This is a genomic window from Methyloversatilis discipulorum, from assembly GCF_018780585.1.
Classification (GTDB): domain Bacteria; phylum Pseudomonadota; class Gammaproteobacteria; order Burkholderiales; family Rhodocyclaceae; genus Methyloversatilis; species Methyloversatilis discipulorum_B.
This window is the reverse complement of record NZ_JADMJL010000021.1, coordinates 1-16,212: the sequence shown is the minus strand read 5'-3', so window position 1 is coordinate 16,212 and position 16,212 is coordinate 1. Positions and strand designations below refer to the sequence as shown.

Here is a 16,212-nt window from a genome sequence, read left to right as displayed (position 1 = left end):
CCCCCTGTAGGAGCGGTCTTCCGACCGCGACAGGGCCTCTGCTGTCCGCAGGCTTCGATGCAGGGCGCTGTCGGGGTCAGAGGACCCCTCCTACAAAATCCCGGCTCCGTCCACTGATTGCGCGCGATCCCTGTGGGAGCGGCCTTGGCCGCGACAGGGCCTCTATTGTCCGCAGGCTTCGATGCAGGCCGCAGTCGGGGTCAGAGTATCCCTTCAGAACCCGGCTTGATCTCCGTGCCGCCGTCAGCGCCGTGCAAGCGCCTGTTCGAGCCGCGCCAGCGCGTCGCGGATGACCGACCGCGGCGAGGCGAGGTTGAGGCGCATGTGACCGCTGCCGCCGGTGCCGAAGCTCGCTCCGGGGTTCAGGCCGAGGCCGGCGCCGATGAAGAAGTCGCGCAGCGCGTCGTCGTCCAGACCGAGGCCGCGGCAGTCCAGCCACAGCAGGTAGGTGCCCTCGGGCGACACCGGATGGATGCCGCGCAGCCGATGGGTGACGGTTTCGATCACCTCGTCGCGCGTCGTTTCGAGATAGTCCATCAGCGCATCCAGCCACGGCCCGCCATCGCGGTAGGCGGCTTCGAAGGCGGCGATGCTGAACGGATTGGAGGCACTCACATGCAGCGTGCCGAATGCGCGTTCGACCGCGCGTCGCTCGGCGTCGTCGGCGATCAGCGCCGACAGGCCCAGACCAGGCACGTTGAATGTCTTGCTCGGCGCCACCGTGGTCAGCACGCGGTCACCCGGGCGCGCCAGCGTGGCGAGCGGCAGGTGGCGCACACCGGGGTAGGTGAGGTCGGCGTGGATTTCGTCGGACAGCACGACCAGTTCGTGGCGGCGGGCAATCGCCAGCAGGGTGTCCAGCTCTTCGTGCGACCACACGCGGCCGACCGGGTTGTGCGGCGAGCACAGCAGCAGCAGCTTCGATCCGGCGCGCGCGGCGCAGCCTTCGAGCTGGTCGAAATCCATGGTCCAGCGGCCGTCGCGCTCGATCAGTGGGTTCTCGACGACGCGCCGGCCGGTGTCGCGTATCGCGGACAAGAAGGGCGGGTAGACCGGCGGCTGCACGATCACGTTGTCGCCCGGTTTGGTGAAGGCCTGCACTGCGGCATACAGCGTCGGCACGACACCCGGGCAGAAGTGGATGTGTTCGCGCGCGACGGTCCAGCCGTGTCGTGCAGCGAGCCAGCGCTCGAGCGCTTCGAAGGCGCCGTCCGGGAACAGCGTGTAGCCATAGACCGGGTGGCGCGCACGTTCGGCCAGTGCGGCAACCACGGCCGGCGGCGCAGCGAAGTCCATGTCGGCCACCCACAAGGGTGTGACCTGCTCGGTGCCGAACACCGCGGCGCGGCCGTCGTGCTTGACGCTGGCCGTGCCGTCGCGCGAGATCGGCTGATCGAAATCGAAAGAGGTGCTCAGCGTACGCGCTCCCACAGCGTCACTTCGGCCAGCGTGTGCTGGTGCTTGCGACGGGTTTCGCGGATGACGAAGGGTACGTCGCGTGGCGCGCCGACCATGCGGAAGCGCTCGCCCAGCACGGCCTTGAGGCCGTCCAGCGTGGTCCAGCTCTCGCCATCCTTCTTGAAGCCGCCCAGCCAGTCCTCGCGTTTCGTGTGTTCCTCCAGCCAGGTGTAGGGCGAGGTGATCATCAGCAGACCGCCGACGTTCAGCCGCTCGTGCACCGCCGCCAGGAAGGCCTTCGGGTCGTACAGCCGGTCGATCAGGTTGGCGGCGAGTATGAGGTCGTAGCCGGTCAGCACGCTCTTCAGATTGCAGGCGTCGCCCTGCATGAAATCGACCTTCCCGCGCACCGACTCCAGCCCCATGTCGGCCAGACGGCGCGTCTTGTACGACACCAGTTCGCCCTCATCGACCAGCGTGTAGCGCAGTTCGCCCTGTTCGGCCAGATGCACGCCGGCGTTGATGAAGCGGGCCGAGAAATCGACGCCGGTCACGTGCTCGAAATGGCGGGCCAGTTCGAAGGTCGAGCGCCCGGTGGCGCAGCCGAGATCCAGCGCGCGCCGCGCCGGCCGGTCGCCCATCGCTTCGATGGCGATGTTCGCCAGCGCCTTCGGGAAGTTGGGCACGCCGAAGTACTCGTCGCCGTAGTGGAACTCTGCGTACTCGGACAACTGCCGGTCGCTTTCGTAATAGACATTCGGCGCGCTGGCCGGTGCATCGCTGATCACGTATCGGAACCCCGCGTGCTGGAAGAAATGGCAGCGGAAGGCGTAGCGCGATTCGCGGGTCGCCTCGTTGCCACAGGAAACCCACGCGCCGCCCTTCATCAGGGTGTGGCGCGCGTCGAAGGTGGGCGTCGAGAAATCGTCGTAGATCGGGTGCACGTCGAAGCCGGCGAACGGATAGATCGGCGTCTCCGTCCATTGCCAGACATTGCCGACGACGTCGAAGAAGTCGCCGTGCGCGAAACGATCGACCGGGCAGGACGAGGCCCAGTGATCGAGGTGCAAATTGGCGGGCGCCTTCGTGTCCACCGGCACTTCTGTAACGCCAGCCACGTCGTACAGGCGGTACCACTCGTCCTCGGTCGGCAACCGTACCGGGCGACCGGTCTTCGCCGCCTTCCACTTGCAGAAGGCGCGCGCCTCATGGCAGTTGGTTTCGACCGGCCAGTTCCACGGCATCGGCACTTCTTCGAGCATCAGCCGCAGTTGCCAGCCGTCCGGCTTGCGCCGCCAGAACTCCGGGTGATCGATGCCGGCCTGCAGCCGGAAATCGCGCCAGCCCTTGCCTTCGTCGTCCCACCAGGCGCCGTTGCGGTAGCCGCCGTCATCGACGAAGTCGAGGTACTCGCGGTTGCTGACGACATGACGGCTGGCTTCGAACGCCGCCACCGCGACTTCGCGTGTTTCGTATTCGTTGTCCCAGCCGTAGATCGGGTCGTCGCGGCGCCGGCCCATGCGCGCAAGGCCGGCCGTCACCGGAACAGTCGTATTCACCGGCGCTTCGCCGCTGTCGCGACAGGGCGCCCAGGCGGGATGAGTGCGCACGAATTCGAGCCGGCTCTGGCGGATCAGCACCGACGACGTTTCGAGGTGGATGCGCTCGTGTTCGATGCCCATGATGATGCTCCACCACGGGTTGCTCCAATTTACCGGCAGCGTGAGCGGCGCCTCATTGATGACGCGGTCCACCAGACGCCGGACTTCGTTGCGGTAGTCGCGCACCGCCTGCACGCTCGGCCAGTCGTAGTTCGCCTCGTTCAGGTCGTCCCAGCTCATTTCATCGACGCCGACCGCGAACATCGATTCGAAGCGCGGGTTGATGCGCTCATGGATGAGCCCGGCCAGCAGCAGCTTGTTCACGAAGAAGGTCGCGGTGTGGCCGAGATAGAAGATGAGCGGATGGCGCAGCGCGATCGGCTTGCGGTAGTAGGCCTCGTCGCAGGCGAGCACTTCGAACAGCTGCTCGTAGCGGCTGAAGGTCGCGTGGAAATAGTCGCGCAGCGTGCTGCGCATCGCGTCCGGATCGGTCGCATCGAGTCGCGGCGTGCGCAGGAAGAGCGTGTCCTGATGACTATTCATGTTCTTTTTGTACTCCGGCAAGTGCGGGTGTTGGAGGGCGTGCCGGTGGGCAGGGATCATGGTGAGATCATCCCGGTAATCAGATGTTTCCGGCCGTGGTCGCGCGTGAGACGCGGCTCGGCGCCGGTAAGTTCAGACATTGTGCCGCGACCGGCATGGCGTGCGTATGTCACGCCGGTTCCGGGGCGAAAGCGGCGCTGTCGCTGCCGAGCTCGCGCGCCAGCCAGTCCACCAGCAGCCGCGTGCGACCCGGCAGCAGCCGGGCATGCGGATAGACGATGTGCACCGGTCGCGGGGGCGGTTCGAAGTCGCGCAGCACGATGCGCAGCTCGCCGCGCTCCAGCTGCGGCCTGACCTGGTAGCACAGGAAGAGGCCGAAGCCGGCGCCGGCCGCGCAGGCATCGACCGCGGGCGCGATGTGGTTGAACTCGAGGTTGCCGGCAATCGGCACGGTCACCGCGCGGCCATGGACGTGAAAGCTCCAGGCCAGGCTCGAGGCACCGGTGAAGCGGACGCAGGGCGCGCCGCGCAGCGCGTCCGGGTGCTGCGGTTCGCCGCGCGAGGCGAGCAGGTCGGGGCTGGCCACGACGACGCGGCGGATGGCCCCGAGCGGACGCGCGATCAGACCCGAATCGTCGAGCGCACCGATGCGCACGCCGACATCCACGCTCTCTTCCAGCATGTTCACGACGCGATCGTGCAGCAGCACGCGCAATTTCACGCGCGGATGCCGCAGCGCGAAACGGGTGGCCGCCGGCGCCACATACATCTGGCCGAACTGCACCGGTGCGGTGAGCGTGATCGGCCCCGACGGCTCGGTCGCGCCTTCTTTCAGCGCGTCCTCGGCGTCCTGCACCGCCGACAGCACCTGACGGCAGCTTTCGAGGTAGCTGCGCCCCTCGTCGGTCAGCGCGATGCGCCGCGTCGTGCGGTTCAGCAGGCGCACGCCGAGGTGAGCCTCCAGCGCCGCCAGCGTGCGCACCACGGCGGGCAGCGAACAGTCGAGCGCACGCGCGGCCGCGGTCAGGCTGCCGTGCTCGGCGATGTCGACGAAGGTGCGCATGGCTCTGAGCGTGTCCATGCCGCGATATTACTGCGCAAAGTGGAGGAGTGTTATCCGTATTGCCCCATTTATTGCCTGATAAGGATTGCGGATACTGCATCACGTCGCCACCCGACGCCCAACCCAACGCAAGGAGCCTGTAATGACGCTGACCGCCACCCTCCGCCCGGATGCCCCCATCGTGTTGCACGGCTTCAAGCTGTCCGGCCACAGTCACCGTGCCGAGCTCTTCCTCGAACTGCTCGGCCTGCCCTACGAATTCCGCCAGGTCGATCTGGCCGGCGGCGAGCAGAAGACGCCGGCCTTCCTGGCGAAGAACTGCTTCGGCCAGGTACCGGTGATCGAGGACGGCGCCACCGTCATCGCCGATTCCAACGCCATCCTGGTCTATCTGGCGCAACGCTACGCCCCCGGCCGTTGGCTGCCGCAGGATCCGGCCGGTCAGGCCGAGGTGCAGCGCTGGCTCACCGTCGCCGCCGGCCCGGTCGCCTTCGGCCCGGCCGCCGCGCGTCTGGTGACGCTGTTCCGCGCCCAGTTCGACACGCAGGAGGTGATCGCCCGCGCGCATCGGCTGCTCGCCGTGATGGACGGCGAACTGGCCGGCCGCGACTGGCTGGTCGGCAGCGCGCCGACGCTGGCGGACGTCGCGGTGTATACCTACGTGGCACACGCGCCGGAAGGCAATGTGTCGCTCGACGACTATCCGAACGTGCGCGCCTGGCTCGCCCGTGTCGAAGCGCTGCCCGGCTTCGTCGCGATGCCGGTGAGCAAGGTCGGCCTGCGCGCCTGATCGCCATGGAAACCGGACGCAATCCCTTCCACGATGGCGAGCGCGCGATGCAGGCGCGTGCAGGCATGCAGCAGCGCATGGCCGAAATCGGCGCGCGCGTCATCCGTGACCACATGCCGGAGCAGCACCGCGACTTCTTCGCGCTGCTGCCCTTCCTGATCGCTGGCAGCGTCGACGCCGATGGCCAGCCCTGGGCGTCGGTGCTGCACGGGCCGCCGGGCTTCGTGCGGTCGCCCGATCCGCGCACCTTGCACGTCGATGCCCGGCCGCCGGCCGGCAGTCCGCTGGCCGCGCATCTGCGCGACGGCGCAGCGCTCGGACTGCTCGGCATCCAGCCGCACACGCGGCGGCGCAACCGGATGAACGGGCGCGTCGCTCGCGTGAGCGAGACCGGCTTCGACGTCGAGGTGGAGCAGAGCTTCGGCAACTGCCCGCAGTACATCCGCACGCGTGAAGCGTTCTACTTCGACGAGGGCGCGCCCGGCGCGCCACAGCCGCTCGTCGCTCTCGACGACGCAGCGCGCGCACTGATCGCGTCCGCCGACACGCTGTTCATCGCCAGCACGCATGCCGAGGGTGTCGACGTGTCGCACCGCGGCGGTGAGCCGGGTTTCGTGTCGGTCGACAGCGATGCGGGTGACGTGCTGACGCTGCCCGATTACGCCGGCAACTTCTTCTTCAACACGCTGGGCAACCTGCTGCTCGAACCGCGCGCCGGACTGCTGTTCATCGATTTCGACAGCGGTGACCTGCTGCACGTGAGCGCCCGTGCCGAGATCGTGTGGGACGGCGACGAAGTGGCCGCCCATCCGGGCGCGCAGCGGCTGCTCCGTCTGACCGTAACCGGCGCACTGCGCGTGCCAGGCGGGTTGCCGCTGGAGTGGTCGGCCAGCGCCGATCAGGCGTAGCACCGTCACGGTGGGGCGGGTTCTGTGAGAGGGGTCTTCTGACCTCGACAGCGGCGTTGCGCTCGCCGGCCTTCAGGGCACGGTCGTATGTCTCTCGTCAGACGCAGCGGGCGAGCAGGGCGACGACTTCGGCCTGGCGGTGCGTGCCGGTCTTGGCGAGGATGCGCTTGAGGTGGGAGCGTACCGTCGCCAGGCCGATGCCCAGCCCGGACGCGATGCCTTCCAGCGAACGCCCCTGCGCCAGCGCGGCGGCGACTGCGGCTTCGGTCCGCGTGAGGTCGAACAGCGCGCGCAGCTTGTCCAGATCGGCCGGCGCTTCCGGGTCACGGATGAACACCAGCGCCGCCGGCCCCTGATCGCCGAACACCGAGGTCGTCGGGCGCAGGGGCGCGATCTCGAGCACGAGCGGCAGCCGTCCCGGGCGCGGAACGCACAGCGCGGCCGCGGCATCGCGCGGCTCGCCCTGCGCGACGTTGACCGCCGCGCGGACCCGCGCCGACAGCGCATCGCGCAGCGCCGGTTGCTGCAGCATGAGGCATCCGCCATGCACCTCCAGTTCGGTGTTCCCGCGCAACAGCGCGTCCGCCATCGCGCTCGACAGCATGACGCGGCAGCGCTCATCGACCACGACCACGCCGGTATCGACGCGATCGAGCGCCTGCAGCGCGGCGGCGTGCGCCTGCGACAGCGCAGACAGGCGCCGACCCAGGCGCAGCGCGCGTTGCAGGTGCGGCAGCAGCAGCGCGACCTTGCTGCGCTCGACTTCGGAATACGCACCGGCTTCGCGCGTGCGGTGGATGCCCAGCACGCCGATGACCCCGTCGGCCGCCTGGAACACCGCGCCCAGCATGTGGTGGATGTCGAGATGACGCAGCCATTCCTGGTAGAAACCGCTGCGTGCCTGTTCCTCGGGCGTCACCAGATCCTCGTCGGTGATGACGCGCGACAGACCGTGGGCGACCGAGCGTTCCACCCACAGGTCGCGGCGATGCCAGTCCTCGGCCCAGGCCCGGTCGCGCTCCGCGACCACCAGATTGTCGGTGCATTCGAGCAGATCCACCTGCGCGCCGCCGCCGTGCAGCTTGATGACGGTGCTGGTCGAATCGAGCGCCTGGGCGGTACGCGTCGCCGTGCCCGGCCACAGGCTGCTGTCCAGCGCAGCGTCGTAGTAATGCGCGATCAGCGCCGACAGGCGGGCGTCGGCAAGTTCCGGTGAGGACATGGGTGACGCCTCCGTGAGCGGGTTTCTCCCCTGTTTGGGGGGCGCAAGCGCCCCGTGCGGATTTCTACCATAGCGTACGGGCGGCACACGACGGGAAACCTCACGCCTCACGCGCGGCAGCCGTGACTGCACCGGCGGCGACGCGCCCACCGACAATGAATGACAGGAGCTTTTCCATGCAGACAGGAACCGTTCTTTCCCGCCTCGCACTGGCCGGCGCGCTGATCGCCGGCGCCTTACCCGCGCTGGCGCAGAACGCCACCACCCCCGCCGCGAAACTCGACATCGCCGGCGTGCGCATCGGCATGACGGAAGCCGAAGCCGTCAAGGCGGTGCAGGCCTTCGACGCCAGCGCGAAGCTGAAGCGCAACCTCGCCACCTTCCCCTATTTCGACGGCGTGAATTCACTGGAGTCGCCGGAATTCCTCGACCAGATCGGCGTCACGATGGCCGGTTCCGGCATCGGCATCTGGTTCGCCAGCCCGCCCGCGGAGCCGCGCGTCATCGCGGTCATGCGGCGCGGTTCGGCGCCGCAGCCGCCGGGCAGCGAACAGATGATGGCCTCACTCGTCGCGCGCTACGGTCCGTATGCCGCGCGCACACCGCCAGTCGCCGGCGGTCGCGCCGTCGTGCATTGGAGCGAGGAAGGCAAACCCCAGTGCAGCGTGGACAAGGACCGCAAGGGCCAGCGTATCCCTTGGAATAACGCCATGGGCACGCTGCTGCAGCCGGGGGCGGTCAAGGTGCTGGAACAGTACGCACGGCAGCGCGTGCCGCATCTGGTCGACGCCCTCGGCCCCACGCCGGACGTCGCACGCTGTGGCATCGTGCTGCGCTACGAATGGAACAGCGAACCGGTGCAGAACTTCGAAGCCTGGCTGGTCGATCAGGGCGGCATGGTCGCCAGCAGCCGCAGATCGGCCGCGTGGGTGGAGCAACTCAAGGCCGAGGCGGTGCGGAAGCTGAAGGGGCAGGGGACGGCGCCGAAGTTCTGACGTGCCCGCGTTCCTTCGGGCGATTCATTCGGCGCGTGTGCGGACCACGCTTGAGCGCTTCACAGCATGCGCGACACGATGCGCTGCGTTTCGTCGCTGAACTCGGCAAACTCCTGATCCGTCAGCAGATTTTCCCGTCGCATCTCGGTCAGCTTGAACAGCGCGTTGGAGCGGCTCAGCCCGTCGAATGCCAGCGCGATCTGCTTGTCGCGGTCCTGTATCAGCTTGAAGATGCTCAGATAGCGCTCATGGCTCGTGTCCTCGCTTTGGGCGACGAGCATCAGTTCTTCCAGGATACGGTTGCACAGGCGCTCAAGCGCAACCGGCTTCAGCGTGCTGAGCCGTCGCCATTCTGCTTCAGGGATTCGCGTCGTCATGGTCTGTTCGTGATGCCTGTCGGTGGGATCGATGAATGGGTTCCGTTCTAGGGGTCGCTCCTCCTCGTAAGGATAAGCGCGGTAGCTGCATGAAGCGAACACTCACGCGAAGCGGCGTTGCGTCACTGCGTATCGAAGCCGAATTGAGGGATGCTGCAGAGGAGGTATTGCATGAGGGCGAGACCTTCTCCAGTTTCGTTGAAGCATCGATCCGCGAAAGCATCGCCCGCCGCTGCGTGCAGGCCGAGGTCCTAGGCCACAGTTTGCCTTGCGGGGCCGCGCACCCGAAACCGGGCGCTGTATAGGCGCTGACGAAGTGCTCGAACGTCTGGATACGATGCTGGCCAAGGCCTGGGCGGGCAAATGAGCGATCGCATCCGCTTCACCAAAGAAGCGGAAGCCGATCTGGTCCGGCGCTAGTCATTCCTGCTGGAGTGATCCCTCGAACCACCGAAGGAAATGCCCGTGCGACGGCCTTACCGGGTCGTTAACTGAGTGCTCGACGTTCCTCTGATCGTGACCGGCTGACCGGACACGGCGTCTTCGATCCAGACTGTCGAGGCGTCCTTCTCCAGCTTGCCCTTCACGACATAGACCTTGTCGGCTTCAGGAGTGAAGTCGAGTTCTGCTTCGACCGACCAGAAAGTGCCAGCCATTCGTGAAGCGATCTCGTGTATCGGAGCGCCTGTTGCATGCGTTCCGACAACGACCACCTTCAGTGGCTTCACTGGAACCAGACGAGAGGGGAACTGGGCGGACAGACGGAATCCTTGCCCCGCACTCGCGCGTCGGGATTCTCCAACTGCAGTGTTGGACACGCGGGTGCCATCGACGGACGCAAGGTAGAAAAGGCGAGCCTTGCTTCCGTCTTCGATTTCGCCCGAATCAATGACAGTCGCCATCGCGACATTACTCAACGTCAGCCGCAACTCACCGAGACGGCTCCCCGGAATGGACGCCGAGTGCCCGGCATCACCATGAACGATGAGAGGGCCGGGTGCTTCTTCCGTCCCGTGAACAATCACATATCGGGCTCGTTCAGGAACGGCAACACGTCCCTCGAATCGATTGCCTTCGAACCTCTGGCGCCGGCTTTCCATGCGACCGAAGCTGCGAGTTTCGATCATGTTTCGATCGTCGTCGAGAAAGGTAAAGACTGGCACCAGGGTCTTCAGCTGATAAATCATGATGCCGCCATGTGGTGTCGATGCATAGTCAAAATAGCGTCGCGCAAGGTCGTCCGGTAGAGAGAAGGACGCAAACCTTCGCGGAGTGCCGTCAATCAGGTAGCTCGGCGATGTGGCATCGATTTTCACCGTCGCCGTGTTGCCGAGCGTAAGACCCGTGAACTGCATCGCTTCCGGTGTCACAGTTTCCTGATGCGACTGGGCCTCGCGGTCGCTCTCCTCGATGACAGTGGTTGCACAACCGGCCAGCAACGACAGCGAGATCAATACAGCAGAGAGTCCGCGCAGAGGGAGTGTCATTTTAATTTCTTGATGTGCGTGTTTGCGGAGGATACAGGGGACAGATCACGTTATTTAAAATCGTGGTCTGTCCCCGATTGCGTACTCAAAGCGCAGCCTTGGGCCATCCTGCTCGACCGAATTGTTAGAGCGATTTCTCACTCGGGCCGAGATAACTCGAACGCTACTTAAACCACTTGATGATCTGCTCACGAAATCCTTGCGATACTTGTTGCGCAAGAAAATCGTTGAGGCGCTCAGGGTCGGGCTCGTGGCGCACGGCCTCAACGAGTTCCTCCCATGTATCGTAGTCACTTGGATCCGCCGCAACGACAAGGCCAATGCCAAACCGCTTGGCTTCAAGAGAAATTTCTTCCAGCATGGTTTCTAGCCCGGGACGCTCACTTTCTGGGATATGTAGCAACGCGTATGCACGAGTAGAGGCTCGACGATGGCCGAGCGCTTCGTAAATAACAGTAATGTCAATTGCATTAGTTGGTTTAATCTCAAAGGTGATCAAATCAAAGTGACGACCAGGGACATAAGGATAGGTTTTGAAACTCGCGACGGTAATATCTGGTCGAGTCCATTTTCCACGTGTGTGGCGAGAGCCTTGTGCAGCAGTAATTTCCGCAATTAGGGAATCAAGCCGATAGTCTTGCGCCCACCGACTCTTAATCACCTCAACCATGGGCGCGTACAAATCCTTTTCGGATGCCCCAACAGGTAAATTTGCCGGCTCATCTTGAGGAGTCTCGGCACCAACATCGGCAGGCGCAATGGCTGCTTGTGGTGGAGGTACGCGACGCACACTCCCGCCCTTACCTTTGCCCGTAGTTAGAACGCCTCGTTCAATCAACCGATTGCGAATTTCCCAGTAGAGTTCCTCTGTCCACCCAGTGGCAACAAGTCGAGTTCGCAGTGTGAAATTCCCAATAGCATCAACATCGGGAATCTCGGAAATCAAAGCTGCTTCGTATTGATCAATATTCTCTTGAGTCAAGCCTTCAAGGGCCATTGTTGTTTCCTTGCAGTTCTAACGCTTGAATTAAGCCGAGCCGCGAAGCGGCTTCGGTTTGAATGAATTGTTATGCGTCATGTCGAGGCCAGTTGAGTGAGGTGGACCTCACTAAAGTGCATGCGGTAGAGGTTGCCCTGAGACTCTAGTTGGTCGTTTGCGTAATTGGGGGCAGACCACGGCTTCAAACCTCGGTTGTTGATAATGTGTTGAAAGCTGATCTGTCCACAATGCCGACTAGACGAGGGCTACCAAGGTGAAAGGCGTTCGGCTTCTGCAGCTCCGCCATAAATTTAGCCGGAGTTGCCAGGCGTCTCTAAGTATGAATTGACAGTCGCAAGAATCTTGTCTGCGTGGGCGTAAATGTCATCTACCGATTCGAGCGCAATCTGTTCTTCTTCCTTCTTTGCGTTAAAGATTCCGAGCTTCAGCTTCTGTGTGTTGTTGAATCGCAATCTGCAGATGGGCTTTCGGTTGTTGTCGTCTAGCAAAATGGCGCAGTAGCTTTGAGCGTCTCGCATGACTACACGTTTCGTTGCGATAACTGACCTCACTATCGCACGTACAGTGTGGAATCCCTCCAGCTCTTCGTTCGAGGTGACAACAATCGGTTCGGGAATGGATTCGACATCAACTGATTGAGTGACGGACGGCTTCTCTGCGATCGACGTTGATTCGGGGGACATGGCCCCCTTTAGGCGCTCGTTGATTCGTTCGCCGATAAACTGCTCGAAAGCACGTTTTGTAATTGCGGTGAACTGATCTCGGACGATCGGAGTAAATCGCTTCGAACCCAATATATCTGCCGATAGTAGGCGAACGAAGTCCTCGGACGGCTCTGCAACCAGTTCAGCGAGTTTTGCTTGAATCGCTCTTGTGTACTTCAGGTCGTTTGCGGTCGTAAGAATTGTGTCTATGTCAAAAGCAGTCTTTGCGAACTTCTTTAGCTCCTCAACGTCCCGCTCCTTGAAGTCAAGAATATTGAATTCAAAGAATGGCTTTTCATCCATCTTGTTTGGCTGTTCAAGGTCAGTGAAGAAGCGATAAACAAGGCCGTTTGTGAGAACGCCGAAGCGGGCTTCTGTTACGTGGAAGTAACGGAATAATTGACCGGCATGGTTAATATTTAGATCGCCCCCGCATTTTTTGCATTCAAATAGCATGATAGGCTTGCCGTCACGAAGAATTGCGTAATCCACTTTCTCACCCTTCTTCGTTCCGACGTCGGAGACAAGCTCTGGCGTGACTTCAAGTGGATCGAAGACGTTGTATCCCAGTGCTTGGATGAATGGCATGATCATCGCGTTCTTGGTCGCTTCTTCGGTCTGAATCAGCGTCTTGGCGTTTGCAATCCTGTTTGCAAGGACACGCAATTGATCGACGAAATCCATGGCACATCTCCTATTTGTTGATAGATGCAAACGCTTGGCGTGCGAGACTGAGGTGTCGAACTTGGAACACGGAATCGACTGCGAAGGTAGCAAAGTGCAGCACGGATGCCCACCTGACATAGTCGTCCGTCCGAGACTCTATCTTATTCGGTTTGTATGCTGAGCGGATTCCGCCGATTGGTAGGTGGTGAGGCGGCCTCCCAGCGGTGCCCAAAAAAAACGAGGGCTCGTTAGAAACGAGCCCTCGCTATCATTGAGAGTACCTTTCCTGCTCAAACGTCAGCCGCAACTCCCCACCGCCCCGCAGGCCGTGCAGAAGTCGCAGCCGTCCTTGCGGATCACCGACTGGTTGCCGCATTCGTTACACAGCGCGCCCTGCATCAGCTTGGGTTCGTCGTCGCCACGCGGGGCTTCGAGGATGCCCATTTCGCGGGTGGGGTAGCCGTCCTCGTCGAGGATGCCCAGCATCGCGTAGCGGTGGATGATGAGGCGGGCGACGTAGGCGACGGTCGACGGCCAGTTCTGCTGGCGGCGGGTGCCGGGCACGAAGGCCATGAAGTCACCCAGCGGCTCCGGGTAGCTGATGAGCTTGCGCAGCTTCATGCCTATCCAGGCCGGGTCCATCACGCGCATGTCGAGCGCGAGGATGCGGGTGAGACCGTCGAGCGCGCGCGGGTAGTTGCCGGACAGCCACACCGAGTACGGTCGCGTTTCGCCGCCGGGCAGCGTGATTTCCTTCAGGCCGAGCACGAAGTCTTCACCGGTGGCGGGATTGCTGATGTCCACCGTCCAGCTCAGCGTGCCGTCGGTGCCGGTCTTCGGCTCCTGCACGGCGAACAGGGTGTCGAGCACCGGCGTCGGCGCTTCGCGGTCAAGCGCGCCGAGCTTGTCGCAGCGGTAGCGGATGACGTTGGCGAAGGCGGCGACCACGCCCGGCATGCGGCGATGTTCGCCGGTCGGCGGGAAGGACAGGTCGAAGCTGGCGTCGCCGACGGTCTTGGCGAGCACGTCGAGCTTGAGCTTGAGCCAGCCCGGATCGTTGGCGCGCATGTCCATCGACAGCGTCTTGGCGACGGCGCCGAGGCCGCGCGGCTGGTTGGCGCCATTGACCCACACTTCGAAAGGCAGCGGCTGGATGCGGCCGTCCGGGCCTTCGTTCTCGGTATGGCCGACGAAGAGCGCGAATTCGCCGCCCGGCGTCTTCAGCATATAGGTCCAGCTCGGGTTGCCGTCGCTCATGTCCGGCCGGCCGGGCCAGCGCAGGCTGGACAGCACCGGCGCCGGCAGTGCGCCGATGGACAGGCGCTGGTTGGCGCCGACCGCCGACAGTTCGACGTCGTGCGGCTGCTTCTTCTCTTCCGTCTTCGGCGTGTCGACCGACAGCACGCTGCCGAGAACGCTGTTCGGGCGATAGGTGGCGAGACCCTTGAGGCCGGCCTTCCACGCGGCGAGGTAGAGATCCTCGAAGTCGGCGTAGGGGTAGTCGGCCGGCACGTTCACCGTCTTCGAAATCGACGTGTCGATGTAGGGCGCAACCGCGGCCACCATGTCCTTGTGCGCGGCGGCGGAAATTTCCAGCGCGGTGACGAACCAGGGCGGCAGTTTTTCCATGTCGCCGCCGAGGTGCTTGTACAGGCGCCAGGCGTAGTCCTCGACCGCGTATTCCTTGAAGGTGCCGTCGGCCATGCGCTTCTTGCGCGTGTAGGTCCAGGAGAAGGGCGGTTCGATGCCGTTGCTGGCGTTGTCGGCGAAGGCCAGCGAAATGGTGCCGGTGGGCGCGATCGACAGCAGGTGCGAATTGCGCAGCCCGTGCTTGCGGATCTGCTCCTTCACCTCGGCCGGCAGGCGCGACGCGAAGTTGCCGCCCGACAGATACATGTCGGCGTTGAACAGCGGGAAGCTGCCGCGCTCCTTGGCCAGCTCGACCGAGGCGAGGTAGGCGGCGTCGCGCATCACTTCGGAAATGCGCGAGGCCATCAGCCGCGCTTCCTGCGAGTCATAGCGCTGGCGCAGCATGATGAGGGTGTCGCCCAGGCCGGTGAAGCCGAGGCCGACGCGGCGCTTGGCCATCGCTTCGTCATGCTGCTGTTGCAGCGGCCAGTGCGTCACGTCGAGCACGTTGTCCAGCATGCGGATGGCGACCGCCACCACTTCGCGGAAACCGTCGAAGTCGAATTCGGCCGCTTCGGAGAAGGGCCGCTTCACGAAGCGCACCAGGTTGATCGAACCGAGGTCGCAGCAGCCGTAGGGCGGCAGCGGCTGTTCGGCGCAGGGGTTGGTCGCCTCGATGCGCTCGCAGTAGTAGAGGTTGTTGTCGCGGTTGATGCGGTCGAGGAACAGGATGCCCGGCTCGGCGTGATCGTAGGTCGAGCGCATGATCTGGTCCCACAGATCACGGGCGCGCGGCTTCGCATAGACCCACAGACCGTCCTCGCGCTGGTAGGCGCCGGCTGCCTTCAGGTCGGGTGCCGGCTCGGCCTTGTGCACCAGGTCGACCGTGGTGTCGGCTTCGACCGCCTTCATGAACACGTCGGTCACGCCGACCGACACGTTGAAATTGGTCAGGTCGCCGCCGTCCTTGGCGTGGATGAACTGTTCGATGTCCGGGTGATCGCAGCGCAGCACGCCCATCTGGGCGCCGCGGCGGCTGCCGGCGGATTCCACCGTTTCGCACGAGCGGTCGAACACGCGCATGTAGCTGACCGGGCCGGAGGCGCGCGATTGCGTGCCGCGCACGCGGGCGCCCACCGGACGGATGCTGGAGAAGTCGTAGCCGACGCCGCCACCGCGGCGCATCGTTTCTGCGGCCTGGGCGAGCGCGGTGTAGATGCCGGGGCGCTCGTCCTCGATTTCGGTGATCGAGTCGCCGACCGGCTGCACGAAGCAGTTGATCAGTGTTGCGGTGAGATTGGTGCCGGCGGCCGAACTGATGCGGCCGGCGGGCACGAAGCCGCGGTCCTGCGCTTCGAGGAATTTCGCTTCCCAGTGTGCGCGGCGGTCTTCCGCCTCGGCCTGGGCCAGTGCCTTCGCCACGCGGCGGCGCACTTCGGCGACGGTGGTTTCGCCGCCCTTGGCGTACTTCTCGATCAGCACTTCGCCTGAAATTTCCTGCTCCGGCAGGCAGGCGATTTTTTCCTCTTCGGTCAGTGGGACAAGATCGATCTGTTGCATGTGTGGGCTCCTCCCTGACGTGAATCTTTCGATTCTAGGCCGCTGATACGAGGTCGGACAGCCTTGACAGGGGGCCGTTCCGGCGGTCGTCCGCGCCCCTGCTGGCATTGGCTGCGATGCCCACGGCCGGGCGGGCGATTGCGGTGCACCATGACAATGCGAGGGCGCGGGGGCGGGAAAAGGCGGTGGCCCATCATGAGTCTTGCACCGACGACTGTGGGAGATTCTATGTTCCGACGCAAGCGTTTTCGTGCTGTTTCGGGACATAG

Annotated in this window: 13 protein-coding genes; 4 read left to right on the top strand and 9 right to left on the bottom strand. The window is 63.9% G+C overall.

Annotated elements, in window-relative coordinates; genetic code table 11:
• Positions 1-243: 243 nt before the first annotated feature.
• The 3 genes from IV112_RS10555 to IV112_RS10545 all read right to left on the bottom strand — a co-directional run bounded on the left by IV112_RS10555 (position 244) and on the right by IV112_RS10545 (position 4,623).
• Entirely contained in the window at positions 244-1,431 is a 1,188-nt protein-coding gene (locus IV112_RS10555; RefSeq protein WP_304003450.1) for a MalY/PatB family protein, read from the bottom strand.
• Positions 1,413-3,542 carry a 5-histidylcysteine sulfoxide synthase gene (gene ovoA / locus IV112_RS10550; protein WP_304003449.1) on the bottom strand — a complete coding sequence of 710 codons (2,130 nt, stop codon included), beginning with the start codon at positions 3,540-3,542 and terminating at the stop codon, positions 1,413-1,415. The genes IV112_RS10555 and ovoA overlap by 19 nt, the downstream gene beginning before the upstream one ends.
• A gap of 169 nt (positions 3,543-3,711) precedes the next feature.
• Positions 3,712-4,623: a LysR family transcriptional regulator gene (locus tag IV112_RS10545; protein WP_304003448.1), complete on the bottom strand. Its 912-nt coding sequence runs from the start codon at positions 4,621-4,623 to the stop codon at positions 3,712-3,714.
• A 124-nt stretch (positions 4,624-4,747) separates the two neighbouring features.
• On the opposite strand from IV112_RS10545, the gene IV112_RS10540 reads away from it, so the two are divergent.
• Both IV112_RS10540 and IV112_RS10535 read left to right on the top strand, forming a co-directional pair.
• Complete coding sequence (locus tag IV112_RS10540) at positions 4,748-5,395, top strand: glutathione S-transferase family protein (RefSeq protein WP_304003447.1); 648 nt, start codon at positions 4,748-4,750, stop codon at positions 5,393-5,395.
• A 5-nt stretch (positions 5,396-5,400) separates the two neighbouring features.
• On the top strand, positions 5,401-6,303 hold the full coding sequence (locus IV112_RS10535; protein ID WP_304003446.1) for a pyridoxamine 5'-phosphate oxidase family protein: 903 nt from the start codon (positions 5,401-5,403) through the stop codon (positions 6,301-6,303).
• 97 nt (positions 6,304-6,400) lie between these two features.
• Here the strand turns inward: IV112_RS10535 and IV112_RS10530 are convergent, their stop codons facing one another.
• Positions 6,401-7,525 (bottom strand): helix-turn-helix transcriptional regulator, encoded by a 1,125-nt coding sequence (locus IV112_RS10530; protein ID WP_304003445.1) that lies wholly within the window; start codon positions 7,523-7,525, stop codon positions 6,401-6,403.
• 176 nt (positions 7,526-7,701) lie between these two features.
• Between IV112_RS10530 and IV112_RS10525 the strand changes: the two genes are divergently transcribed.
• Positions 7,702-8,520, top strand: a complete 819-nt coding sequence (locus IV112_RS10525; protein WP_304003444.1) for a hypothetical protein — start codon at positions 7,702-7,704, stop codon at positions 8,518-8,520.
• A gap of 59 nt (positions 8,521-8,579) precedes the next feature.
• Here the strand turns inward: IV112_RS10525 and IV112_RS10520 are convergent, their stop codons facing one another.
• Complete coding sequence (locus tag IV112_RS10520; RefSeq protein WP_304003443.1) at positions 8,580-8,897, bottom strand: peptide ABC transporter substrate-binding protein; 318 nt, start codon at positions 8,895-8,897, stop codon at positions 8,580-8,582.
• A 35-nt stretch (positions 8,898-8,932) separates the two neighbouring features.
• Between IV112_RS10520 and IV112_RS21485 the strand changes: the two genes are divergently transcribed.
• Positions 8,933-9,202: a YlcI/YnfO family protein gene (locus IV112_RS21485; protein WP_368500447.1), complete on the top strand. Its 270-nt coding sequence runs from the start codon at positions 8,933-8,935 to the stop codon at positions 9,200-9,202.
• 171 nt (positions 9,203-9,373) lie between these two features.
• Here IV112_RS21485 and IV112_RS10515 read toward each other — a convergent pair whose 3' ends face one another.
• From IV112_RS10515 to IV112_RS10500, 4 genes are all read right to left on the bottom strand, one after another.
• Complete coding sequence (locus tag IV112_RS10515) at positions 9,374-10,384, bottom strand: hypothetical protein (protein WP_304003442.1); 1,011 nt, start codon at positions 10,382-10,384, stop codon at positions 9,374-9,376.
• A gap of 163 nt (positions 10,385-10,547) precedes the next feature.
• Positions 10,548-11,381, bottom strand: coding sequence for a hypothetical protein (locus IV112_RS10510; protein WP_304003440.1), 834 nt, complete (start codon positions 11,379-11,381; stop codon positions 10,548-10,550).
• Between the two features lie 293 nt (positions 11,382-11,674).
• Positions 11,675-12,772 (bottom strand): type I restriction endonuclease, encoded by a 1,098-nt coding sequence (locus IV112_RS10505; RefSeq protein ID WP_304003439.1) that lies wholly within the window; start codon positions 12,770-12,772, stop codon positions 11,675-11,677.
• 279 nt (positions 12,773-13,051) lie between these two features.
• On the bottom strand, positions 13,052-15,943 hold the full coding sequence (locus tag IV112_RS10500; protein ID WP_304003438.1) for an adenosylcobalamin-dependent ribonucleoside-diphosphate reductase: 2,892 nt from the start codon (positions 15,941-15,943) through the stop codon (positions 13,052-13,054).
• Between the last annotated feature and the right edge of the window lie 269 nt (positions 15,944-16,212).